Origin of the sequence: Shewanella profunda (genome assembly GCF_023283765.1) — a bacterium.
GTDB lineage: Bacteria > Pseudomonadota > Gammaproteobacteria > Enterobacterales > Shewanellaceae > Shewanella > Shewanella profunda.
The window spans coordinates 15,869-39,816 of sequence record NZ_JAKILG010000043.1; the positions used below are offsets into that span (position 1 = coordinate 15,869).

24 protein-coding genes are annotated in these 23,948 nt (G+C 44.0%); all 24 read right to left on the reverse strand.

The window, feature by feature from the left end; all coding sequences use genetic code 11:
• Positions 1-10: 10 nt before the first annotated feature.
• A complete protein-coding gene (locus L2744_RS17010) occupies positions 11-748 on the reverse strand; it encodes a protein phosphatase CheZ (RefSeq protein ID WP_011788790.1) in 738 nt (245 codons plus the stop codon).
• 13 nt (positions 749-761) lie between these two features.
• Entirely contained in the window at positions 762-1,145 is a 384-nt protein-coding gene (gene cheY, locus L2744_RS17015) for a chemotaxis response regulator CheY (protein WP_011919599.1), read from the reverse strand.
• Between the two features lie 47 nt (positions 1,146-1,192).
• A complete protein-coding gene (locus L2744_RS17020; protein ID WP_011919600.1) occupies positions 1,193-1,906 on the reverse strand; it encodes an RNA polymerase sigma factor FliA in 714 nt (237 codons plus the stop codon).
• Positions 1,899-2,780: a MinD/ParA family protein gene (locus tag L2744_RS17025; RefSeq protein ID WP_011919601.1), complete on the reverse strand. Its 882-nt coding sequence runs from the start codon at positions 2,778-2,780 to the stop codon at positions 1,899-1,901. Before L2744_RS17025 ends, L2744_RS17020 begins: the two co-directional genes overlap by 8 nt.
• 4 nt (positions 2,781-2,784) lie before the next feature.
• Positions 2,785-4,167 (reverse strand): flagellar biosynthesis GTPase FlhF, encoded by a 1,383-nt coding sequence (gene flhF / locus L2744_RS17030; RefSeq protein ID WP_248993039.1) that lies wholly within the window; start codon positions 4,165-4,167, stop codon positions 2,785-2,787.
• An 11-nt stretch (positions 4,168-4,178) separates the two neighbouring features.
• Positions 4,179-6,278 (reverse strand): flagellar biosynthesis protein FlhA, encoded by a 2,100-nt coding sequence (gene flhA / locus L2744_RS17035; protein ID WP_011788786.1) that lies wholly within the window; start codon positions 6,276-6,278, stop codon positions 4,179-4,181.
• A 92-nt stretch (positions 6,279-6,370) separates the two neighbouring features.
• The gene (gene flhB, locus L2744_RS17040; RefSeq protein WP_011788785.1) at positions 6,371-7,501 is read right to left on the reverse strand and encodes a flagellar biosynthesis protein FlhB; all 1,131 of its coding nucleotides are present in this window, start codon (positions 7,499-7,501) and stop codon (positions 6,371-6,373) included.
• 17 nt (positions 7,502-7,518) lie between these two features.
• Positions 7,519-8,316 (reverse strand): flagellar biosynthetic protein FliR, encoded by a 798-nt coding sequence (gene fliR, locus L2744_RS17045; protein ID WP_011788784.1) that lies wholly within the window; start codon positions 8,314-8,316, stop codon positions 7,519-7,521.
• A gap of 4 nt (positions 8,317-8,320) precedes the next feature.
• Entirely contained in the window at positions 8,321-8,590 is a 270-nt protein-coding gene (gene fliQ / locus L2744_RS17050; RefSeq protein ID WP_011788783.1) for a flagellar biosynthesis protein FliQ, read from the reverse strand.
• Positions 8,591-8,607: 17 nt separating this feature from the next.
• Entirely contained in the window at positions 8,608-9,354 is a 747-nt protein-coding gene (fliP, locus tag L2744_RS17055) for a flagellar type III secretion system pore protein FliP (protein ID WP_011788782.1), read from the reverse strand.
• Positions 9,351-9,770 carry a flagellar biosynthetic protein FliO gene (gene fliO / locus L2744_RS17060; protein ID WP_011788781.1) on the reverse strand — a complete coding sequence of 140 codons (420 nt, stop codon included), beginning with the start codon at positions 9,768-9,770 and terminating at the stop codon, positions 9,351-9,353. The genes fliP and fliO overlap by 4 nt, the downstream gene beginning before the upstream one ends.
• A 26-nt stretch (positions 9,771-9,796) precedes the next feature.
• Positions 9,797-10,180: a flagellar motor switch protein FliN gene (gene fliN, locus L2744_RS17065; RefSeq protein ID WP_011788780.1), complete on the reverse strand. Its 384-nt coding sequence runs from the start codon at positions 10,178-10,180 to the stop codon at positions 9,797-9,799.
• Between the two features lie 11 nt (positions 10,181-10,191).
• The gene (gene fliM / locus L2744_RS17070) at positions 10,192-11,223 is read right to left on the reverse strand and encodes a flagellar motor switch protein FliM (protein WP_011788779.1); all 1,032 of its coding nucleotides are present in this window, start codon (positions 11,221-11,223) and stop codon (positions 10,192-10,194) included.
• A gap of 39 nt (positions 11,224-11,262) precedes the next feature.
• Positions 11,263-11,772, reverse strand: a complete 510-nt coding sequence (gene fliL, locus L2744_RS17075; protein ID WP_014610974.1) for a flagellar basal body-associated protein FliL — start codon at positions 11,770-11,772, stop codon at positions 11,263-11,265.
• A gap of 91 nt (positions 11,773-11,863) precedes the next feature.
• Positions 11,864-13,450 carry a flagellar hook-length control protein FliK gene (locus tag L2744_RS17080; RefSeq protein ID WP_014610975.1) on the reverse strand — a complete coding sequence of 529 codons (1,587 nt, stop codon included), beginning with the start codon at positions 13,448-13,450 and terminating at the stop codon, positions 11,864-11,866.
• A gap of 166 nt (positions 13,451-13,616) precedes the next feature.
• A complete protein-coding gene (fliJ, locus tag L2744_RS17085; protein WP_011788776.1) occupies positions 13,617-14,060 on the reverse strand; it encodes a flagellar export protein FliJ in 444 nt (147 codons plus the stop codon).
• A gap of 11 nt (positions 14,061-14,071) precedes the next feature.
• The gene (fliI, locus tag L2744_RS17090) at positions 14,072-15,409 is read right to left on the reverse strand and encodes a flagellar protein export ATPase FliI (protein WP_011788775.1); all 1,338 of its coding nucleotides are present in this window, start codon (positions 15,407-15,409) and stop codon (positions 14,072-14,074) included.
• Positions 15,378-16,334 (reverse strand): flagellar assembly protein FliH, encoded by a 957-nt coding sequence (gene fliH / locus L2744_RS17095; protein WP_248084692.1) that lies wholly within the window; start codon positions 16,332-16,334, stop codon positions 15,378-15,380. The genes fliI and fliH overlap by 32 nt, the downstream gene beginning before the upstream one ends.
• Entirely contained in the window at positions 16,321-17,367 is a 1,047-nt protein-coding gene (gene fliG, locus L2744_RS17100; protein ID WP_248993040.1) for a flagellar motor switch protein FliG, read from the reverse strand. The genes fliH and fliG overlap by 14 nt, the downstream gene beginning before the upstream one ends.
• Entirely contained in the window at positions 17,360-19,042 is a 1,683-nt protein-coding gene (gene fliF / locus L2744_RS17105) for a flagellar basal-body MS-ring/collar protein FliF (RefSeq protein WP_061783064.1), read from the reverse strand. Before fliF ends, fliG begins: the two co-directional genes overlap by 8 nt.
• A gap of 45 nt (positions 19,043-19,087) precedes the next feature.
• Entirely contained in the window at positions 19,088-19,423 is a 336-nt protein-coding gene (gene fliE, locus L2744_RS17110; RefSeq protein ID WP_011788771.1) for a flagellar hook-basal body complex protein FliE, read from the reverse strand.
• A 221-nt stretch (positions 19,424-19,644) separates the two neighbouring features.
• Positions 19,645-20,988 (reverse strand): sigma-54-dependent transcriptional regulator, encoded by a 1,344-nt coding sequence (locus tag L2744_RS17115; protein ID WP_014610979.1) that lies wholly within the window; start codon positions 20,986-20,988, stop codon positions 19,645-19,647.
• A complete protein-coding gene (locus tag L2744_RS17120) occupies positions 20,981-22,063 on the reverse strand; it encodes a sensor histidine kinase (protein WP_014610980.1) in 1,083 nt (360 codons plus the stop codon). The genes L2744_RS17115 and L2744_RS17120 overlap by 8 nt, the downstream gene beginning before the upstream one ends.
• Positions 22,064-22,172: 109 nt before the next feature.
• Positions 22,173-23,606: a sigma-54 dependent transcriptional regulator gene (locus L2744_RS17125; protein WP_248993041.1), complete on the reverse strand. Its 1,434-nt coding sequence runs from the start codon at positions 23,604-23,606 to the stop codon at positions 22,173-22,175.
• Positions 23,607-23,948 lie beyond the last annotated feature (342 nt).

Sequence of the window (23,948 nt, forward strand, 5' to 3'; positions counted from 1 at the left end):
TGACTCCCAGTTAGAAACCTAGACTCGATAGAAGATCATCTACTTCGTCTTGACCCGTTACCACATCTTGACGAAGCTCGGCATTCATTATCGGGCCTTCTGCTTCAATATTATTTTTCTGAATAACCTGGTGCTCAATTATTGGTTGCTCACCAAATACCGTCAGCATTGATACCAAGTTACTTTCAACTTCCATTACTAAATCGATAACACGGCGTATCATTTGTCCGGTGAGATCTTGAAAATCCTGCGCCATCAATATTTGATTAAGCAAATCACGTAATCGATCAGAATCTTGCTCACTGCGCAACATTAAGTGCTGCACATCATGGCATAGAGCTTTAAACTCAGTTAATGCAATGTCTCGCCGCATTAACCTATCCCAAGATGGCATAACCTGCTGAATATTTGTCGTTAAGGCATTTGCTAATGGCAAACATTCCTCAACTGCATCCATGGTTTTATTCGCAGCTTGCTCTGTCATATCAATAACATAGTTTAATCTTTGTTTCGCATCAGGTATGTCAGTATTCGCCAACTGAACTAAACGATTATCGACCTGAAAATCCATCAATGCACTATGAAGTTGTCGAGTGAGCTTACCTACCTCGTCGAAGAGTTCCCTCTGAAGTGGAGCTGCAAGTTCTCTAAATAAATCATCAGCTTGAGACTGTTCACCTGCACTTAGTAATTCAACTAAATGCTGAGCCTGCTCTAGCGTGATGAGCCCTGATGTATGTGACTTCATAGCTCATCCCTGCCTAAGCGAGTCGTTCGAATATTTTATCTAACTTTTCTTTTAACGTAGCTGCTGTGAAAGGTTTTACGACATAGCCGTTTACCCCTGCTTGGGCCGCAGCGATAATTTGTTCACGTTTTGCCTCAGCAGTAACCATTAACACTGGTAAATGCTTAAGAGAGTCGTCTGCGCGAATAGCTCTTAACAGATCAATCCCTTGCATGCCGGGCATATTCCAATCTGTAACAACGAAATCAAAATCCCCCTTTTGCAACATCGGCAGGGCGGTTGAGCCATCGTCTGCTTCTTGGGTGTTGTTAAACCCCAAGTCTCGCAACAAGTTCTTGATGATACGTCTCATTGTTGAAAAGTCGTCAACAATGAGAATCTTCATATTCTTGTCCAAGGTTTCCTCCGGTGAGCTGACATTATGTGCTCGATTAATAATTATACTTATGTCCAGTGCTTGAGCTTAGCTTTGAGTCGCAACATAGCCTGACTTAATATCTGGCTAACTCGCGATTCGCTTACTTCAAGAATGGCGCCAATCTCTTTTAAATTCAATGCTTCATCGTAGTACAGCGATAACACTAACGCATCTCTTTCTGGCAATAATTTTATTGCCTCAACTAATGCGGAATGAAACTGAGTCTCAGCGAGAGCTTCAAACGAGCCATCGTCGGACCTATCGCTCAGCGTTAGTATATCTTGCGATACACCTAAGTCTTCTATCCCTATGATTTTTCCGACAGAAACATCGTTAAGAATATGATGGTACTCATCGAGCGTCATATCAAGTTTTTCTGCAATTTCTGTGTCACGTGCATCACGGCCCAGTTCTTGCTCTAACTCATCAATGGCTTGTGCTACCCTACGATTATTACGATGAACAGAACGTGGGACCCAATCACCTCGACGAATTTCGTCCAGCATGGCACCACGGATCCGTATGCCAGCGAAGGTTTCAAATTTTGCACCTTTTCCACCATCAAACTTGGATGATGCTTCTAATAGTCCCATCATCCCAGCTTGTAGTAGATCATCTAGCTGCACAGAAGCTGGCAGTCTGGCGAGTAAATGATGTGCAATTCTTTTAACCAACGGAGCATACTGTTCAACGATAGACGATTTATTGTCTAAACAAGTATACGCTGCGGCTTTATTCACTCGTTTTTTCCTCTTGAAAATCTGGTCGTTGGACTAAACGTTCAACGAAAAACTCCAAATGCCCACCAGGTTGTTGCGGTACAGGCCAACTCATGATTTTATTGGCTAAGCCTTGGTATGCGATAGCTGCAGGTGATTTAGGATAAGCTTCAACCACTAACTTTTGCTTACGCACAGACTTACGCAAATTTTCATCAAATGGAATCGTTGCAACGAGCTCAAGTGCCACATCTAAAAATCGGTCGGTCACTTTACTGAGTTTAGCAAATAATTCCATCCCTTCGCGTAAACTACGCACCATATTGGCAACAATTTTAAAACGAAATACACCGTGTTCACGGCTGAGAATTTTAATTAACGCATAGGCGTCGGTGATTGAGGTAGGCTCGTCACATACAACGACTAGCACATCCTGCGAAGCACGTGAGAAACTGAGTACCATATCAGAAATCCCTGCAGCAGTATCGACCACAAGAATATCAAATTGTGTGCGCATCTCACTGAAAGCACGGATTAATCCAGCATGCTGAGCAGGACTTAGTTCCACCATACCTTGGGTGCCTGAAGTCGCTGGTACGATACCAATACCTTTAGGCCCACGGACAATAATATCGTCAAGTTCAGCATCACCCGATAATACATGGGAGAGGTTACGCTCGGCACGGATCCCCAACATGACATCGACATTGGCTAAGCCAAGGTCTGCGTCAAGCACTAAGACACGCTTGCCCTTTTCGGCTAATGCCACTGCGGTATTAATTGATACGCTGGTTTTACCCACGCCACCTTTACCACCTGTGACAGCGATTACTTTCACTTTTTCGTTATAGGGTTGATTCATCATACGTAAACCACTTGCTTGATCCAGGGTCATAACTCTACTCAAATGCACAGGCCATATTATCTGACCACGCTGTGTCTTGTAATGATTGTTGTTCTGTACTATCTAATGTCGCAAGCGCCTGCTGCGCTAACATTAGGGTGTCTGCGACTTTCATATCTTCTGGAACCCTTTGTCCATCAGTAACATAACTTAATGGTAGCCCACTTTGGATCAACACACTCAGCGCACCCGCGAGGGAGACTGATTCATCGAGTTTTGTGAGCACGGCACCAGATAAAGGAATGCGTTTAAAATGATTAACAGCATCTTGCAACACTCGGCGCTGTCCTGTGGCAGACAGTACCAGATAACTGCGAATAGGTATTCTGCTATTTGCAGTTAAATTATCAAGTTGCTGGTAAAGCCGCATATCTCGTTGCCCCATACCAGCGGTATCTATCAATACTAGCTTGCGATTTCTGAACTGATAAAGAATTTGTTCTAATTCATTGAGATCATGGGCTTGCTTAACTGGACAGCCCATTATTTTGCCATAGGTCGCTAATTGCTCATAGGCGCCAATGCGATAATGATCTGTGGTAATTAATGCGACTTGTTCCGGCCCGTGGTGAGCAGCAAAACGTGCTGCCAATTTAGCTAATGAGGTCGTTTTACCCACACCAGTAGGGCCAACTAAAGCCACTACTCCACCCTGCCTAACTATATCATCACCTTGATTATCAAGCATATTAGCCAGACTTTGGGGTAGTGCTCGCACTAACTCAGCAGGGGTATAATGCTGACTCAACGCGGCTAATTTCGCAGCAACTGCAGGAGAAAATTCGGCTTCAAGTAACTTAGATTCCAGCATAGCGCCAACGGGATCGGTACGTTTTTTATGCTCTGTCATCAAAGAAGACACTTGGTGAGTCAGTAAATTACGTAGTGATGCTAATTCATCACGCATGGCTTCAATATCAGCACTTTGTTTTTGTGTGGTTTGCGGTTTTTTATCAAAAGTGGCAGGGATTTCTCGGCGTTCCGGCTTCGCCGCCGCTGGTGCCTGTAACCCTTTTGCCCATGCGGGTAAATCGGCCTCAGGTTGCTGATGCGATAACTGCTGATTTAAACGGCTTTGTTGTTTCTCGAGCAAAGCTTGTAATGAATCTGCTGGCGCCGGTGGTTTGACACTGCTCTGTGCACGCACAGGCTGCTTTCCACCAAGAGACACTAAGTCATCACTGACATCCATAAAAGTAGGTGCAGGAGGTGTCGCGGACGCCTTCGCTTTTGGCTCATCGTAGTCAACCGCGGCGACAATTTCGATACCGCCATTTACCTTTTTGTTTGACATGATAACGGCATCTGAGCCGAGAGTGTCTTTCACTTGGGCCAGTGCGGCACGCATGTCTTTGGCAAAAAATCGTTTAATCTTCACTTATGCGTCCTCTACTGGCCGACAGCAGATACAATGCGTATTTGCTTTTCATCGGGGATTTCTTGGTAAGAAATCACTCTGAGATTAGGAATAGTATGTTTAACAAACCGTGACAGCGTCGCGCGTAACATACCAGACGTTAATAATATGGCAGGCTGTCCAACCATTTCTTGCTTTTGAGCCGCATCAGCCAATGACTGCTGCATACGCTCCGCAAGACCGGGTTCAATATTTGGACCATCACCACCGGTTGCTTGCATTGACTGATGCAACATCTGTTCCAACTCTGGCGCCAAAGTAATGACGGGGATTTCGAGTTCTGGGCCAGATATTTCTTGGACTATCATACGTTTCAGCGCAATACGTACGGCGGCGGTCAACACTTCTGTATCATTGCTCTTAGTGCCGTATTCTAACAAAGTTTGTACTATTGTACGCAAGTCTCTGACAGAAACGCCTTCATTTAATAGGTTTTGCATCACTTTTACGACACTACCCAGTGGCATCACATCAGGAATAAACCCATCAACAAGCTTAGGAGAATGCTTAGCAAGCATATCCATCAGTTGTTGCACTTCTTCGTAACCTAAAAGTTTTGCGGCATTATTGGTAAGTAATTGACTAATATGGGTCGCAACGACAGTTGCAGCATCAACCACAGTGTAACCTAAGGTCTGTGCATGCTCGCGGAGTTCTGGGGCAATCCAGACCGCTTCAAGACCAAAAGCAGGATCGCGAGTTTCAATACCATCAAGCTTACCGTACACTTGCCCAGGATTAATAGCTAACTCACAATCATGGCGAATATCAGCCTCACCAACCACAACCCCCATAAGGGAAATACGATAGGCATTGGGGGATAAATCCAAGTTGTCACGAATATGCACTGCGGGTACGAGGAAACCAAGCTCCTGCGAGAGTTTCTTACGCACCCCTTTAATACGACTCAATAATTCCCCACCCTGGCCTTTATCGACTAATGGGATTAAGCGATAACCCACTTCTAGGCCGATAGTGTCAACATGGTGTACATCATCCCAGCTCAACTCTTTAGGCTCTTTGTCTTGTCTTTCTATCGGACCCGTTTTGACTTGTTCTAAGGCTTTTAAGCGTTTATTTTCATTACGTTTAAATACAAAATACGCAGCACCAGCAGTAATAACAGCAAAGCCAAGGAACGCCATGTGAGGCATTCCTGGCACAATGCCCATGACAAAGAGAACACCCGCTGCAATCCCTAAAGATTTATGACTGTCAAACATCTGACTCATCAGCATTTGGCCCATATCACCCGATTCATTTTGACGGGTCACCATTAATGCCGCTGCAATGGACAGCAATAGTCCTGGAATTTGCGCAACCAGACCATCACCTATGGTCAAAAGCGTATAAATTTCGACAGCTTGAGAAAAACTCAAGCCATGTTGAACAATACCAATAATAAAGCCACCGAGGATGTTGATAACTAAGATCATAATCCCCGCAATAGCATCACCTTTCACGAATTTAGAGGCACCATCCATCGCACCATAGAAATCGGCCTCGCGGGTCACCTCAGCTCGACGTAACCTTGCCTGCTCTTGATTGAGAGTTCCAGCGTTTAGATCGGCATCAATCGCCATTTGCTTACCAGGCATAGCGTCTAGGGTAAAGCGAGCACTCACCTCAGCAATACGACCAGCACCTTTTGTCACCACGGCAAAGTTGATGATAATGAGGATGATAAATACCACTAAACCCACTGCATAGTTACCACCAATCACCACAGAGCCGAATGCCTCAATCACTTTACCTGCGGCATCCCCCCCATTATGGCCTTCAAGCAACACAACACGGGTTGACGCCACGTTAAGGGCGAGTCGCAATAAGGTGGCGACCAAAAGCACGGTTGGAAATGCGGCAAAATCTAAGGGTCTATCAGTATAAATAGCGACTAGTAATACGATTAATGCGAGGGCGATATTAAAGGAAAATAAAATATCGAGTAAGAACGGTGGAATAGGCAATACAATCATTGCTAATGCGGCAAGCACTAACATAGGCGTACCTATGCCTTTGAACGTACTAAGTCTTACCTGCTTAACTTGGCCTAAAGCCGCTTTAACATCCATTCACTATTACCTAAACTTTGACGTATAAAAGCGGAAAAGCAAAAATCGCGCCAAGAGGACACTTAAAATTTGAAGAGTGAACGAGCAAGCCATTAATATTTTAAATCATCAGGGATAGGCTGATTTAATGGGATAGGAATAGGTTTACGCCCCCGTCCCTTTTGGTATTGACGCAATTGGAAAACATAGGCTAAAACCTGAGCCACGGCAGTAAATAACCCCTCAGGTATTTGCTGATCTAATTTAGTCGTATGATAGATGGCCCTTGCCAATGGGGGAGCTGACACAATCGCAATATTGTACTCACGGGCGACTTCGCGGATCTTAAACGCCACATCATCTACGCCCTTGGCAATGACAAACGGTGCAGCAGAGCGCTTGACATCGTATTTAACCGCCACGGCATAATGCTCTGGGTTTACCACGATCACATCAGCATTAGGTACTTCAGCCATCATTCGACGCTGTGCAAGCTCTCGCTGCATTTGTCGAACGCGTCCTTTAACTTCAGGCTTACCTTCTGTGTCTTTATATTCATCTTTGACTTCTTGTTTGGTCATTTTCAGTTGTTTATTGTGATTCCAAATCTGAAATGGCACATCAATGACCACAATCAATAACACAGAAGAACAGAGTAAAATGAACATCCATATCAACAGATCTAACGCATGGTGAACATTCCCTGGTAAGTGATCACTTGATAACAATAAAATATCATTAAAATAGTAACTTAAAAGAAAGTAAGCCGAAAAAGCAACTACGGAGAATTTAGCAATTCCCTTGGTCAACTCAACGAGCGCTTGCACCCCAAACATACGCTTAAAACCAGCAAGAGGACTCATTTTACTGGCTTTGGGCATCATAGCTTGGGTTGAAAAGTTCATCCCTCCGAGGGACACATTACCAATAAAAGCCACCACCACAATCAGCAACATGATTTTAAGCATTGGCCATGCAATTTCACCCGCGACCAACCCCCAAACATTAAACATTTGGTTAGTATCATAAATTTGAGCGCGATCCATAGTAAAAACACGTTCAAACACATGGGAGAGTGCCGTTGCGATACCAGGGCCAAGCATATAAAACCCCGTTGCTGCGGAAAGTAATACCGCGGCAGTCCCCAGTTCTTTTGAACGAGCAACTTGGCCTTTTTCACGCGCCTGCTCAAGGCGCCTCCCTGTGGGTTCCTCACTACGTTCGCCGCTGCTCTCTTCAGCCATACTGAGTTCCTATAACCTTATATCAAGCCATCGGCTTGACATTGAAGACCCAAAATATCACATAGCAAAACCTGAGCTGCAGCCCATACTTCGTCAAAATGCGCCATTACTGGCGTCAGCGTTAGCCAAAGGATTAAAAGCCCACCAATCATAGTGATAGGAAAACCAATAGAAAAAATATTCAACTGTGGTGCGGCACGGGTCATTACCCCAAAAGAGAGGTTAACCAGTAACAGCGCAATGATCGCCGAAATTGACATGGTCAAAGCCGCGCCAAACATATACGAGCCCCACTCTGCAAGTGATCTGTAGCTTGTAAGCGTTAGCCCTTGGTTAGAAATAGGAAGAGTCTCAAAACTTGCGACTAACATACGGATCATGAGAAGGTGACCATCAACAGCCAGAAAAATCAGCGTCGCAAGCAAGAGGAAAAAGTTACCAATGACAGGGGTTTGTTGTCCAGAACCAGGGTCAACCATAGAGGCAAAGCCTAAACTGGTTTGCATACCAATAATTTGCCCTGTTAATACAAAAGTCTGCATTACCATCTGGGAAACAAACCCCATCGCAACGCCAATAATAATTTGTTGCGCCGTAATAAAAACAGCACTAAGGGAAAATAAATCCGCATTCTCCACCGGAGGCAAAACAGGCGCAATTGCAAAGGTAATCGCCATGGCGAGGAGTAAACGCACTCTAGCAGGAGTCGTTGCGGCGCCAAATACCACCATCACCATCAACATGCTTGCAACGCGAAATAACGGCCACATGTAAGATGCGATGGTCTGCATTAAGGTATCGAGCAACAGCTCCATAGCCTTAACCTATCACTTGGGGAATACGGTTAACCATCTCAATGAAAAAATCCATTAAGGTTTGAACTAACCAATGCCCCATAAACATCAGTCCAAATAATGTGACCAATAATCGAGGAAGAAAACTTAAGGTTTGCTCATTAATTGAAGTGGCAGCTTGAAACACCGCGACAACAAGCCCTATACCCAACCCAGGCAAGACAATGGCCGACACCATCATCACAATAACGGCTAAGGCTTCTCGAAATATATCAATCAGTGCTTCTGGAGTCATAACAATTCCTAGTACGACTAACCAAAACTATTGGCTAAGGTGCCTAACACAAGCCCCCAACCATCAACGAGCACAAATAACATAATCTTAAATGGCAATGAGACTATCATCGGCGATAGCATCATCATCCCCATCGCCATCAAAATACTCGCCACTACTAAATCTAATACCAAAAAAGGCACGAATAACATAAAGCCAATTTGAAAGGCCGTTTTGAGTTCACTGGTAATAAAAGCAGGCACAAGTACGCTCATCGGTGCCTCTTCTGGCGAGTTAATATTTTGATAGCCAGAAATATCAATAAAGGTTTTTAAATCTGTCGTACGAACTTGGCCTAGCATAAAAGCTCGTAATGGTTCTTTCCCCTTATCAAAAGCTTGCTGTAGCGTCAGTTGTTCATCGATATAGGGTTTAACACCTTGATCATAAATTTTGTCAAACACGGGCGCCATAATAAAAAAAGTCATAAAGAGACTCATGCCAATAAGCACTTGGTTAGAAGGCGTCTGTTGCAATCCAATCGCTTGGCGTAAAATAGAAAGTACCACAATAATCCGTGTAAACGAGGTCAGCATAATCACCATGGCTGGCAAAAAACTCAGTGACGTCATCAGCAGTAAAATCTGCATTGTCACTGAATACTCTGTCGAACCATCGGCAGCCGTTTTTACGGTGACCGCAGGCAACACTCCATCTGCCGCCCCGACCGATACACTAAAGAATAAAATGGCAAGCCCGATTAATGGGAAACTGTACTTTGTCATTGTTTTAATTTCGCCTGACGTAAGCGATTCGCAAAGGAATCAGATTCCACTTGGATGGGCTCGGCTAATTTATCAATCAAATTCACTTGTTGTGCACTCACCCCAAGTAAATATTGCTGCTCTCCAACTTGAACAAGCACTAGCCGTTCTTTTTGTCCAAGTGAAGTCACCGCGAGGGTCTTAAGCACATTATGATTTGTTTGAACTAAATTAAATCGCCTTAACAAATAGGCTAAGGCGAAGATAAGCAATAATACGAGGATCAAGCCACCAAGCATACTCGCCGCAGTGGCAAGTTGAGATGGTTCTGACATTTTGGCAGTTGATGCGACTACCGCAGTAGAAGTGTCGGTAACTAATCCCACGGCATTAGCCTGCGTAACAGGCATTAAACTGAATATTACCGATGTACTCATCTCATATACCAACTCATGTGCATCTATTATTTAAGCTTTTTAATTCGCTCAGTTTGACTGATAACATCAGTTAAACGAATACCAAACTTGTCATTTACTACAACCACTTCGCCATGGGCAATAAGTGTCCCATTGACCATCACGTCTAACGGCTCTCCAGCCACACGGTCAAGCTCAACGACAGAACCTTGGTTTAGCTGTAGTAAATTGCGAATACTAATAAAACTGCGGCCCACTTCCATTGAAATGGTCACCGGAATATCCAAAATCGTATCTAATTTAGCAGCATCTGCTTTACTAATAGGCTGAGAGTCATCAACAAGCTCATCCAGCGCAACAGCATTTGCCTCCTCTAAAGCCTGCTCCGCCATCGCGGCAGCCCAATCATCGCCCGTATCTTCTGTGCTCATCTTGCTTCACCTTATAATTCAGATATATCTCTAGCTTTGCCTTTGCGCGTCACTAATTGGAGTTCAGTTTTTACTGTTTCTGGACGGGGTATTTTTTCATATATTTTGAGCGCTAAATTATCGCGAGAACGCCCCATTTTACAGCGGTAAGTCGGTAGGTCTTCGATTTTCATCATGATATATTCAGGCAATTCAACTGGAATAATATCACCGGCTTTAAAGTTCATTACATCTTTGAGCGTTAACTCATGCTCAACAACGCATGCATCGAATCCCACTTTTACATCCATGATTTCATCATGTAATGCCTGTGACCAGCGCATATCCGTATCTTGCTTATCACTTTGCACCCCTGCATCCAACAACTCTCGAATAGGTTCGATCATGGAGTACGGCATAGTAATGTGAAAATCCCCGCCGCCGCCGTCCACCTCAATATGGAAGGAGTTTATCACCACCACTTCGGTTGGACTGACAATATTCGCCATGGCAGGGTTAACTTCAGAGTCAAGATAGTCGAATTCGACATCCATGACTGGAGCCCAAGCATCTTTATAATCTTCAAAGATAATTTTTAAAAGAAGCTGTACAATCCGCCGCTCAGTAGGGGTAAACTCACGCCCTTCAATCTTGGCATGGAACCGGCCATCACCGCCAAAAAAGTTATCCACAAGGATAAACACTAAGCGAGCTTCCATGGTGATAAGTGCAGTCCCTTTGAGTGGACTAAAACGTACCATGTTTAGACTGGTTGGGACGAATAAGGTATGTACGTACTCACCAAACTTGAGCATCTGTACGCCATTGATCGACACTTCAGCCGCACGGCGCATCATATTGAACATGCTAATACGTAGATGACGCGCAAATCGCTCGTTAACAATTTCGAGTGTGGGCATACGCCCACGTACAATACGATCTTGGGATGAAAAGTCGTAGGATCGCGCATCTTGGCTAGCTGCATCAAGATCATCATCGTCATCGACGTCATCAACCCCATGCAGTAGCGCATCAATTTCGTCTTGGCTTAATAAATCACTCACTATATTGCCTTAACCTCTTTAGGGTACTGAAATTACGGGTTATTGCATCACAAAACCGGTGAATAGCACTTTTTCGACCACTTTACGTCCCGTTACGGATTGCAGTGTATTTTGAACACTAAGAAGTGCTAATTGACGAGCTTCATCCTTACCTGCTTGAGTGCTTAACTTTTGCACATCTGAACTGCTAAAAGTTGTCAGGAGAGCATCTTCAATGAGCGGAATATGTTTTTGTATCAGGACCTCATCATCGGAACCTCGGACCATCAGCTGTACTTTAATTTCGACTAAACGAGCCCGATCTGGCCCGGGTAAATTAAAGAGAAAAGGACGAGGCATGGGCACATAAGAGGCGACCACATTTGAAGGTGTTTCAACCACAGCCTCTACAGCTTCAGAGGATGACTCATCTGAACTGCCGAGAAAAAACCATAATGCACCACCAATCAATAGTGCAACGAGTACACCGATACCAATAAAAATAAAAAGTTTTTTCTTACTTTTAGGCGTATCAGTATTTTCAAGTTCTAACGATTCTTCGTTGGCCATTCACTGTGCTCTTCAATTTAGACTTAAGTCTTTACATTTTATGCATCATATCAAAATGTAACAATGCTATTTAATCCTATAGGTTACCTGCTTAAGCGTAATAATCTATACCAGAATGTAGACTAGTAGTTTGATTTAAACCTAAATCCAGTTCTTCTGCTGAGAATTCATCCAAATTTGTGCTTTCAGAACCGTTACTTTCGCCAAAACCACCATCGCGACCTTGTTCTTGCTCACCTTGTGATACATGACTATCTGCGAGTTGCATTCCTTGCTCTTGCAATAATTCACGTAATCGAGGGATAGCTTGCTCAACCATGTCACGGGTTTGAGATTGAGTCACATGAAACTGTACTTGGGTTTGATCGCCGTGCACTTGGATTTTGACCGTCATATGGCCAAGCTCAGGTGGATCGAGACGAATTTCAGCGTGTTGGATACCATTACTCACCATCGTAATGAGCTGTTGTTTCATCACCGGAGAAAATCGTTGGATCATCTCCTGCATCTGATTTGGCGTTTCAACGCCTTGACGCAGTGAAAGTTGAATTTGCGGGATATCTTGACGATTCACTTGCGGTTGAGTAGGTGATGTTGTCACTGAAACGGGTTTAAACTCAGAGGCGACTTCGTCATCAAGATTAAATGCCGTCGGTGAACTTGACTCTAATGTAACAGCTAACTTGGCATCTTTAAGTTGTACGTTTGTCACAAGCCGTTCTGATTCATCCAATTCAGCGTTAGCAGGAACTATAATGCTTTCTGCAGCACCTAAAGCACTTAAGGCTATAGTTGCGCTAGAGGAAGAAGCCACCCAATAAGAGTCATTCATTTTGTTATCAATAGTGTTTATATCTTTTGTCGAAGTTGTAAATATATTCTGTTGGGAAGAGGACGGCTTATATACAGAGAAAGGCCCAACGTCACCACCTTCTACATCCATAACAGGCAGAACATCCACTAACCCTTGCCTCTCCTGTTTAGCCCCCTCTTGACTTACAAACTCAATAGTTTTTTCTTCATCACCAAGCATATCTTGCTCAAGTCGCTCTTTACTGCTTCGTGAAGCAACAGCACCATTATGTATTGCTAATGTAGTCAAATCAGTTTCCACTATTAGTGTGGGCAGACTTGACTCAATCTCAGGTAATTTAGTGGCATCAACCTCAGGCAATTTAGTTATATCAACTTCAGGCAATTTAGTTATATCAACCTCAGGCAATTTAGTGGCATCAGCCTCAGCAATCAAGGCTACACCCGATTCATCAGTATCTGACGAATCAACTAATAACTCGGCTAATTTATCTAACTCAGAGGAAAAACAACCCTCAGCTTCAACGGCAGAAGTACCAATATCCAGATCCATTTCCTGCAGTAGTGGCAATTTGTCGCCCTCTGCGGCCGTTTTTTTCATTTCGTTTGCCATGCTAATCTGGGCAAAAATCAAACTCACATCATCCTCTTCATCTTGGGATATATCATTGGAGGATGCTGATTTAGTCAGTTCAATCGCGCGTTCTTGAGACGTTGAAGGCTTTTGGGTAGATGAGGAAACACTGTTAACTGAGGCTAAAGCTGCAGAAAAATCTTCACTACGCGTTTCTGGAGTCGATGCTTTACCTGCGCTTGCATTATTATTTGCCGCTTTTGGTAATAATATATTCGTCATTTGTTGCATATCAGCTCCCAAACCACCCCAGTTAAACTCAACAGTAACGGAGTAAAACGTCAATTTATGCTGTAACAGCAATGTTGTGTATAAAATTAGGCAAATAAAATGCCAACACGAAAGTTATATGATAGTTAACAAGATTTACGAAAGCGCGTATCGGCGCAAATACAGGCTATTTATGTCGGCGGTAACACTGTTGAGATGCAAACTCATCGGTCATTTTCTGCTCTCTTTTCAATTCTAATGCATCGCGTTTTTTCGCTTTATTAGCGAGAAGCAGTTCAACTGCCTTGCGCTTCTTTTGTTTTTCTAGCCAATGGTGCTGACGATACTCTTTTTGCTTTTCGCCATCAGCCACCACCCGGTTTTGTTGGGCTATGGCATCATCAATCTGACGAATAAAACGATGAAATTGGTGATAATGACTTGCGCTAATCGCTTGACCTTGCTGAGACTGCATTTGCTTCATGTAATCTAAACGATAGTTGTTTAAGGCATTGAGCTGATGTTGGCGTTTTTGACATTCTAATTGGGCCGATTTCAGTAGGAGCGAAGCTTGCTCTTCAGCATCAAGCGCTAAATTAAGTACCAGTAATAAGGGATCTGCATTCGCCATCATGGCCTCGATTATTTACACTGTGCAGCGAGTTGAGCCAGCATCGATTGACTATCTGCAAAGCTAAAGGCATCACGCATGGTTTGCCTTAAGAAGGCATTCATCGCCGGTTGCAGACGTATCGCATTATCGATCCGAGGATCACTACCTTGGGCGTAGGCGCCAATAGAGATTAAATCTCGATTCTGTTGATATAAAGAATAGGTTTGTTTTACACGGCGCATCGCTTCTAAATGCTCATTAGAAATAACCATCGGAGCAACACGGCTAATTGATGCTTCAATATCAATCGCGGGATAGTGCCCCGAATCAGCCAGAGCACGCGATAATACGATATGGCCATCCAGAATCGCTCTTGATGCATCGGCAATCGGATCTTGTTGATCATCGCCTTCGGTCAATACGGTATAAAACGCCGTAATAGATCCCTGTCCAGGACCACCATTACCCGCACGTTCGACAAGACGGGGCAATTTAGCAAATACTGATGGTGGATAACCTTTTGTTGCAGGCGGCTCCCCCACCGCTAAAGCGATTTCCCGCTGCGCTTGGGCATATCGAGTCAAGCTATCCATCAATAACAACACGTTATAGCCTAAATCACGGAAATACTCAGCGATACGCGTTGACGTTTCACAGGCGCGAAGGCGCATTAAGGGTGAGGTATCCGCCGGAGCCGCAATAACAACGGAGCGAGCTCGCCCCTTTTCACCCAAAATTTCTTCAATAAATTCTTTAACTTCTCGTCCCCGTTCACCAACCAACCCCACCACAATAATATCTGCAGTAGTACCACGGGTCATCATACCCAGAAGCACACTTTTACCGACACCAGAGCCCGCAAAGAGTCCCATACGCTGACCTTTACCAACGGTCAACATGGCATTAATCGCACGTACGCCAACATCAAGGGGTTCCGTTATTGCACGGCGAGATAAGGGATTAATGGCAGAATTATGTCTTGGTGCATATTGATCGGTTTGCAGCGCACCTAATCCATCAAGAGGAACACCATTGCCATCGAGTACACGGCCTAATAAAGATAAGCCTACTTTAAGCCCTGTTTGCTCTCCAAGTGGAATGACTCTCGCTCCAGGGAGTACACCTCGTAACTCTTCAATGGGCATAAGATAGAGTAACTCATCATCAAACCCGACCACCTCAGCCACTAAATCTCCCGCCATGGTTTCGATAGAACACAAACTACCAACAGGCGCACGGCAACCACTCGCCTCTAAAGTGAGACCAACAACCCGCACCAATTGCCCACTGGCAACGGCGCGAAAAGGAGGTACTTTATCAATATATTGGTGGAACTTACTCAGCAGCTGGTGTTGACGGTTTTGCATCTTGATCTCCATTCGTTTGGAGTGAATCAATATCTGACTCAGTTTGCATAAGTTCCGATCCCGCAGCATCCTGATTATGATGTGATATTCTTGCGGCATCTTCTGCGGCAAGTGCTTCCTGTCGTTGTTGCTGCTGTTGCGTTAAATGGGCATGTTGACTTCGTAGAGATTCAAATACTGCATCTATTCGCGATGGTAAACTTAAATCAACCAAGGAACGCTGACTACTAATAATGCACTCTCCAGGGCTTAGAGAGGGATCGACTTCGAGTTGCCATTGATTGCGTGCCAATTGAGCTGCGGAATATAATTTCTCAACGAGGATAACGTCATCAGGGTGCAACCTAATAGTCACTGCTTGCTCTTTAATAGGTAAAGATTCAATACCAAGACGTAAAGCGGAAAGTATTTGTTCAGGATGGGTTTTTAACTCATGTCCAATAACAGATTTAGCCAGCGCCATCGCTAAGGTCATTAAAGATAACTCAATGTCACCATCGAGAAGTTGTAAGGGTTTTTCAAACTGATTGAGTAACGATTCAAAACGATTGATTAAACCCTTTGCTTCTTCAAGACCCGTTTCTAAGCCTTGTTCATGGCCCTGTGTAAAACCTTCTTGATGACCTTGCGCTAATCCTTCTAAACGTCCTTTTTCTAACCCTTCATTAAAACCTTGTGTTTTACCTTCACTAAAGCCTTCTTCTTCCGCTTGAGCTCGAATATGCTCAATTTCAGCCATTGTTGGAGGTGCGACTGCTTCTACCGTGACTGGTTTGATGTGCTTACCAGAGTAGCCAAACAAATTAGAGATGCTTTCATCCTCAACCTCTGTTACATCGGGTAGGTTCCAGTGACTAAATTCGATTTCACTGTCACTGACAATCTTATCCGACAATTTATTGTCACTCGGATTAGAGGAACTCATCGCCACCACCGCCGCCTAACATAATTTCACCGCTATCACTTAAACGACGAGCAATAGAGAGGATTTCTTTCTGTGCAACCTCCACTTCACTGATACGAATAGGTCCCATAGCTTCAAGATCATCACGGAGTAACTCTGCGGCTCGCTTGGACATATTGCCTAACAGTTTTTCTTTAAGTTGATCGTCAGTTCCCTTAAGCGCCTTCAATAGCACATCCTGTTGTACTTCACGCAACAGGATTTGAATACCACGGTCATCCACATCGATAAGGTTTTCAAAGACGAACATGAGATCTTGGATTTGCTGCGCCATTTCTTCGTCGGATTCGCGCATGGTTTCCATCAATTGGCTTTCGATGCCCGTATCTAAATAGTTCATGATATTGGCGGCTGCTTTCAAGCCACCCATTTTCGCAGCCTGAGCACCACCTTGGCCAGCAAACTGTTTCTCCATGATATCGTTCAATTCCTGCAATGCTGCGGGTTGAACTTCTTCAAGATTGGCAATCCGCATCATTAAGTCTAAGCGGGTATTTTCAGGGAATTGGCCAAAAATTTCTGCAGCCTGATCGGGTTCTAAATACGATAAAACAATCGTTTGGATCTGTGGATGCTCATTCTGGATGATCGTCGCCACTTGGCGTGCATCCATCCACTTAAGCGAATCTAAGCCTTTCGCGCCGCTGCCCATGATAATTTGTTCAATTAAATTACCGGCTTTGTCTTCGCCTAATGCCGCTGTCAACGCCTTACGGACGAACTCTTCACTGTTAAAGCCAATGGATGAGTATTTTTGAATATCATCAAGAAAAAGCTTATGCACACCTACCACTTTCTCTTGGCCAAAATCCTCCATCGCAGCCATCGCCATACCCACCTTTTGCACTTGTTTTGGCTCTAAGTGCTTTAGGATAGATGCCGCATCGGCTTCGCTTAAACTTAAGAGTAAAATTGCCGTTTTCTCGATACCGCTCATGTCCTTCACATTAAAGCTTGAGACTTCAGCGGCTTCTTTTGTTTTATTCTCAGCCATTGTCTTGTAACCAGTTTTTCACGACTTGAGTGGAAAGCTCGGGCTCATTTGCCACAAGCGCACGGATAGCTTTAATCATATCATCATCTTTATGAAGATTAGGGATAAGAATTGAGCCATCATCGGCATAACTGTATTCTGCTTCTTTGGTATTAAGCATACCTAAGGTGTCGGCAGCGTACTGATCTTCAATTTCCGCCAGTTCATTACCCAGTCTTGAATCATCTGGCATGTTTACACTATCAGGATAAATAAGGCGTTTTAGCATTGGACGAACCACGGCCAATATCAATACTAGGATCACCAAGGCGCCAACACCCAATTTTACCGCACGCCAGAACCACGGCTGTTCCCATAATTCAGGAGATGGTATGTCTTCCATCAGTTGATCCATAAAAGGAACGGTAACCACTTCCAACACATCACCACGTTGTGTGCTGAATCCTACCGCACCTTCTAGTAAACGACGAATGTTGGTTAACTCTTGCTCAGTACGGGCAACGCGTGCCACTTGCCCATTTTCATCTGCAGCACCGGGTTTAAAGTCCACAGCAACTGAAACACTAATTCGTCTGACTACCCCAATTTGCTGACGGGTATGGCTAATGGTGGTATCGAGCTCAAAATTTCGTGTTGCTTCACGGTGAGAGTTACCCACAACCACTTTTTCAGATGCATTGGTTGCATCTTCAGGAATATCTGACTCCATTGGCGGTTGATTTGACAGAGCGCCAGGGATCCCCCCCGTAGTGCCACCGGTAGAGTTATTCTCAACCGTCATTTCACTGCGTAATGCTGGTAAATCAGGATTAAAGCGCTTGGCTGTTTGTTCGACTGCGGTAAAGTCCATGCTAACATCGACTTGGGAAGTAAAATTATCAGGCCCTAAAATGGGGACTAAAATTGATTCAATTTTTGTGCGATATTCAGCTTCTTTTTGTTGTACTAATTCGAGTTCTCTACGCGCCCTAGCGGAAACGCCATCTTGGCTCCCAGAGTTAAGCAAACGACCATTTGAATCAGTGACGGTAACACGCGATGGTTCCAACCCTTGCACGGCTGAGGCAACAATATCAACAATGGCATCCACCTCTCCTTGGCCTAAACCTCCTCGGCGGGTATTGATAACCACTGTGGCGCTAGGTTGTGAAGTATTACGGGCAAATACGTTTTCTTTGGGAAGTGCGAGAATGACTTTTGCACGGCTTACGCTTTGTAGCTGCTCAATAGCACGGGCGAGGTTTTCTTCTTGGCTGTGTTTAAGACGTGCTTGTTCCATCCTTTGACTTACACCAAAACCACTGTCTTGGGTTAAAAAATCTTTACTTGTAGTGCCACCATCAATCCCTGCTCGGCTTAACATCAGTTTGACTTCTTGATATTTATCCTCAGGTACTTTAATAACATCAACCTCGATCTGATACTTGATCTTATTCTTATCCAAGACATCGAGTACTTGTACCATTTCCTGAGTTTCCATTTTTCCTAATGGACGATACTCAGGTTCCTGAGCCCATAACATCACAAAAACGGCTAGGGCTAAGCAGATTGCCAACGCAAGGATCATGGTAATTTGGCGCATCATATCGACACCGCCAAGGCTCCCCATCACACCTGACTTATGTTCTTCTTGGACACCTTGGTCTGCTAAATCGGAATTAGACCCGACAATCATTTCTGTGCTCACGATTCGTACCTGCTGATTGGGTTATTCTCGGGCCTAAACAGGCATACTCATTATTTCTTTATAAGCTTCGACAAGTTTATTACGCACTTGTACCGTCGCTTCAAATGCCACACTGGCTTTCTCTCTGGCAATCACAGTATCCGACAAGCTCACTGTCGTGTCACCCATCTCTAATCGCGTTGCCAAGTTTGATGACGTTGATTGTAAGCCGCTGACATTGCCAACAGCCTGCGAGAGTAGCTGACCGAAATCGGCACCACTGGTGTTATTTACCTGCTGCATGATATTCGGTGAGATACCGAAAGACGGTGTTATTTCACCTTTGAGTGACTGCATTTCTTGCAGAAATGTATTTGCGCCTATTTGCATGCTGAGCTCCCAGTCGTCGAATTCTTGACGATCAAAATATCGATAATGAGGAATATGCAAAATAATGGCCAAGTTTAAAACTGGTCGCCTAGAATGAATAACTTAGGGGGAATTAGAAAACGTGGACGAGTTAACTAACTGAAAAACCAGCTAGATAAAAATGCACCTTAATCCTAAAAGTGACTAAGGTGCCATTGCTGATGTGAGTTTTTGCCAAAAGATTAACTCGGTAATTGAATTCCCATATCGCGCATCCGAGCCATTTTATATCGTAAGGTTCGAGCACTGATCCCCAGTTTTTCAGCAACGAGTTTTCGACTGCCCTGACACTGGGCTAAGGTTTCCAAAATAATGACATGTTCCTGTGCTTTGAGCTCTTCACCTAAACCATCTGGCTCAGACGCTGACACTTCCGATTCGTCATTTATCAACACCCCACCTTGAGCATCGATAATAATGTCATTAGCAGTAATCACTGAGCCTGCGCGCAAGATCAAAGCTCTTTGGATAATATTATCGAGTTCTCGCACGTTTCCTGGCCAGCGATGGCTGAGCAAACGCCGGCATGCTTGTTCATCAAATTCAGGTGTAGCGCCGATATTGAGTGCCTTTGCATGCTTAGCCAATAAATGGCGTGCAAGCGGTAAGATATCCGCTGGCCTTTGATTCAGCGCAGGCCATGTTAATGGGAATACATTGATACGGTAATAAAGATCTTCCCTAAATCCACCTGCGGCCACTACCGCTTTTAAATCACGATTTGAGGTCGCTAATACACGAACATCGAGCTTAATCGTCTTACGACCACCTAAGCGCTCAACTTCGCGCTCCTGTAACACCCGTAATAGTTTTGCCTGCAAACCTAAGTCCATTTCCGATATTTCATCGAGCAGCAAAGTTCCACCTTGTGCTTGTTCAAACTTACCAGGGCATGCTTGGTAAGCACCAGTAAATGCGCCCTTTTCATATCCGAAGAGAGTTGCTTCAAGCATATTTTCAGGAATAGCTGCACAGTTGATGGCAACAAAGGCTTGTTCGGCACGGCTGCTGTGTTGATGAATATAACGAGCAAGTACTTCTTTACCCGAACCACTGGGTCCCATGATCATCACAGAAGCATCGGATGCTGCAACGCGTTGTGCTAGTGATAACAATGCAAGACTCTTCTCATCTGCAACAATAGGTTTATCCGCGTTAGTTTTTAATGGTAAATAGCGAGATACTTGATTTAACAATACTTCTGGCGCAAAGGGTTTGGCTAAATAGTCAACCGCACCTAATTTAATCGCGCTAACGGCACTGCCAATCGTGGCATAGGCCGTCATCAGTAATACAGGCAGTTTTGGGTGATGTTGTTGCAGGTAATTTAGCAAGCCTAAACCGCCAATTCCCTGCATCTGCACATCACTTATCACTAAATCAAATTGATGTTGTTTTAATGCAAGAATGGCATCTTCACCACAAGCCACATCAATACATTCATACTGCGCAAGTAATAAAGTATCGAGTAAGGCTTCCCTTAATGAGGCATCGTCTTCAACTAAGAGTAACTTGGCTTCAGACATAGGGTTTCTCCAAAGGCAATACAACAGCCGATTTTGCGCGAGGAAAAACTAACGAAACAGTACAGCCCTTATTCGGTAGGCAGCGAAGTTGTATTTCTCCGCCATGATTACGCACAACCGATTGCACAACGGCTAATCCAAGTCCTGTCCCTTGAGCTTTGGTGGTGAAAAAAGGTTCCATCACTTTTTGCTGCATCTTCGCATCTAACCCTTTGCCATTATCAATAACCTCTAGCATTAATTGATCCTTTGACTCTGTGGCAAGGATACGGATCTGACTCGCTCCAGCTTCGATGCTGTTGATGACGAGATTATTAATTGCAGAACTTAGCGCGCTTGAATTTGCCAGTAATAATCCACTTGATGTATCAGTAAAGGAAAGTTTGCAACCTTGCTGCTCTGCAATTGGATCACAGTTTCCAATCACACTGACCATCACATCATTCAGGGAAACTAACTCGCCAAGCTCATCTTGACGGCCTTTTGCCATCAACAGCATATCGTTAACTTGTCTTTCCAACTCATTAAGCCTATCAACCAGTTTCTGTTGAAACTTAGTCTTGGCAGAGTCTGATAATTTAGGGCTTGCTAAGTTAGAGGCATATAACAAGGCCGCAGAGAGTGGCGTACGGACTTGATGGGCCAATGTCGCCACCATCTTACCGAGTGCAGATAACCGCTGCAGATGTGAAATATTTTTTTGTAAAAGACGAGTTTCAGTCAGATCCGTTAATACGATTAACTGACCCGGCTCTGGCGTTAAAGGAGTAATGGCTAATTTGACTCGACGACCATTACGTAAAGACACTTCATGGCCATCATCTTCTTGAGGTGCAAAAGCACTATGAATCACATCAATCCAACGAGCACCACATAGAGAGTGCTCTAGCAATTCCACCGCGACGGGATTCGCGTCAGTGACAATACCATCACCATTTAAAATCACCACGCCAGAGGGCATCGCTTGTAAAATATGTTCCATTCGATTGGACATATTTGCGGCCTCACGCAGTTGGTTCCATTGTTTGCTAGTGTGCTTAAATGTCTCGATTTGCGCTAGTGGGTGGGCTGACATAGTCACTCCGTCAAAAAATTGCTTATGACGCAGTGATTGCAGGTTCTATGCCAAATTAAAAGACATTTTTGGGGATTAAAATCAATAAAATAACACTAAACACAAAATACTAATCTTTTGTCATTCCGTATTTGCGCATTTTCTCAACTAGAGTTGTACGGCGAATACCTAACATTTCAGCAGCTCGAGCAACAACATTATCCTGTAGCTCAAGCGCTTGACGTATCATGTCAATTTCAAGCTCTGCCAACAAATCTTTAAGATTGACACCTTCAGGTGGTAACTCATTTGGAAAACGAGTTTCAGGAATTTCAACCGGCTCTTCACTCGTGAAGATAGAGGCTAGCGCATCACGCTCCTGTTGCTCTTCACTCATTTCAACACAGTATTCTGGCACATCAATGTGGCGATATTTAACAGGCAGATCGTTAACATCAACTAAGCCACCTGGATACAAGATTGTGAGGCGCTCAACTAAGTTAGATAATTCCCGAACGTTACCCGACCATGCATGTTCCTTTAAAGATTCAATTGCACGCTGGGTAAAACGCACTTTGCCACGGCCCTCATTGTATACGCGACTAACCAGCTCTTGTAGCAACAAAGGTACATCGTCTTTACGCTCGCTTAGTGCGGGCATTTCGATAGGGAAAACATTAAGTCGGTAGTAAAGATCCTCACGGAACTCATTACCACTAATCATGCCCTCTAAATCTCTATGGGTCGCCGCGACGACTCGAACATCTGCATTAATCGTCTTAGTGCCACCAACTCGCTCAAAAACCCGCTCTTGTAGTACACGAAGCAATTTAACTTGCATCTGTAAGGGCATATCACCGATTTCATCAAGAAACAGTGTGCCACCTTCGGCTAATTCGAAACGTCCTTTACGGGAGCAAATGGCACCCGTAAATGAACCTTTTTCATGACCAAAAAGCTCGCTTTCTAGTAACTCAGGAGGAATGGCACCGCAGTTAACCGGAATAAAAGGACCATCGCGCCGTTCGGACAGATAATGAATATTACGAGCAACCACTTCTTTACCCGTACCGGATTGACCTAATACCAAAACAGTTGCGTCAGAAGTTGCGACCTGATTGATCAGGTGCCTTACATTGGCAATGCCATCACTACGTCCAACTAAACTTCTGAAAAGCTTAGTTTGATTAGCACTGGTAGGAACTTGAGGACGTTTAACTTGGCCGAAAACTTGGCAAAAATGCAATAGTTCCGTCAGTTGAGGATAGCTTAATGGCTCTTCAATTTGCCCGAGCACATTAGATGCTTGAAGATCGCCTGCTTCACCGAATAATAATATCGGTTGCCACGGCAACTGAGTTGCAAGCAATTTTATCGCATCGATTGGCATGGTATCGGTAAAGAGAACCAAAGCCCGATAACGAGTATCTTGGAGATAAGAACTTAATTTTTCGGTGGCAATAGCTTCTATTTGCTCACCCAAAAATTCAAATATGCAACACAGGCGACTTAAGCGCTCTGATGGGGTTCCGACAAGTAAAATTCGTTGATCTGTTTGCATCATTCAGTAGGCCGTAAAGCTCTAATATGTATTAATTTGCATTAATTATTTTATGATTAGTTGCTGTAAAAGCTTAACAAATTCAATGTAACAATCTGTGCCACCATCACTACTGTGATGAATATTGTATTATCAGCAGTCGAGAAGCAAGCTTCAGATGCGCTTTATGCCAATCTGAATTGATTTTAGTTCATTTATGCCATGATTCTAGTTACGAATGTCAATAAATTGACAATCTGTCTAGTCCTGAAATAAGTTGACACTTATTTCCACCTAAAACGCCTGATGAACCTCATCGGGCGTTTTGTATTTTAAGGCCAAATGCGGCCGTCGTTGATTATATAT

What these genes read in the sequence shown, in the direction of transcription:
- L2744_RS17010 (WP_011788790.1), bottom strand. Translation starts at nt 748, where the DNA reads ATGAAGTCACATACATCAGGGCTCATCACGCTAGAGCAGGCTCAGCAT.
- L2744_RS17025 (WP_011919601.1), bottom strand. Translation starts at nt 2,780, where the DNA reads ATGACCCTGGATCAAGCAAGTGGTTTACGTATGATGAATCAACCCTAT.
- flhA (WP_011788786.1), bottom strand. Translation starts at nt 6,278, where the DNA reads ATGGATGTTAAAGCGGCTTTAGGCCAAGTTAAGCAGGTAAGACTTAGT.
- flhB (WP_011788785.1), bottom strand. Translation starts at nt 7,501, where the DNA reads ATGGCTGAAGAGAGCAGCGGCGAACGTAGTGAGGAACCCACAGGGAGG.
- fliR (WP_011788784.1), bottom strand. Translation starts at nt 8,316, where the DNA reads ATGGAGCTGTTGCTCGATACCTTAATGCAGACCATCGCATCTTACATG.
- fliQ (WP_011788783.1), bottom strand. Translation starts at nt 8,590, where the DNA reads ATGACTCCAGAAGCACTGATTGATATATTTCGAGAAGCCTTAGCCGTT.
- fliP (WP_011788782.1), bottom strand. Translation starts at nt 9,354, where the DNA reads ATGACAAAGTACAGTTTCCCATTAATCGGGCTTGCCATTTTATTCTTT.
- fliO (WP_011788781.1), bottom strand. Translation starts at nt 9,770, where the DNA reads ATGAGTACATCGGTAATATTCAGTTTAATGCCTGTTACGCAGGCTAAT.
- fliN (WP_011788780.1), bottom strand. Translation starts at nt 10,180, where the DNA reads ATGAGCACAGAAGATACGGGCGATGATTGGGCTGCCGCGATGGCGGAG.
- fliL (WP_014610974.1), bottom strand. Translation starts at nt 11,772, where the DNA reads ATGGCCAACGAAGAATCGTTAGAACTTGAAAATACTGATACGCCTAAA.
- L2744_RS17080 (WP_014610975.1), bottom strand. Translation starts at nt 13,450, where the DNA reads ATGCAACAAATGACGAATATATTATTACCAAAAGCGGCAAATAATAAT.
- fliJ (WP_011788776.1), bottom strand. Translation starts at nt 14,060, where the DNA reads ATGGCGAATGCAGATCCCTTATTACTGGTACTTAATTTAGCGCTTGAT.
- fliI (WP_011788775.1), bottom strand. Translation starts at nt 15,409, where the DNA reads ATGCAAAACCGTCAACACCAGCTGCTGAGTAAGTTCCACCAATATATT.
- fliH (WP_248084692.1), bottom strand. Translation starts at nt 16,334, where the DNA reads ATGAGTTCCTCTAATCCGAGTGACAATAAATTGTCGGATAAGATTGTC.
- fliG (WP_248993040.1), bottom strand. Translation starts at nt 17,367, where the DNA reads ATGGCTGAGAATAAAACAAAAGAAGCCGCTGAAGTCTCAAGCTTTAAT.
- fliF (WP_061783064.1), bottom strand. Translation starts at nt 19,042, where the DNA reads ATGATTGTCGGGTCTAATTCCGATTTAGCAGACCAAGGTGTCCAAGAA.
- fliE (WP_011788771.1), bottom strand. Translation starts at nt 19,423, where the DNA reads ATGCAAATAGGCGCAAATACATTTCTGCAAGAAATGCAGTCACTCAAA.
- L2744_RS17115 (WP_014610979.1), bottom strand. Translation starts at nt 20,988, where the DNA reads ATGTCTGAAGCCAAGTTACTCTTAGTTGAAGACGATGCCTCATTAAGG.
- L2744_RS17120 (WP_014610980.1), bottom strand. Translation starts at nt 22,063, where the DNA reads ATGTCAGCCCACCCACTAGCGCAAATCGAGACATTTAAGCACACTAGC.
- L2744_RS17125 (WP_248993041.1), bottom strand. Translation starts at nt 23,606, where the DNA reads ATGATGCAAACAGATCAACGAATTTTACTTGTCGGAACCCCATCAGAG.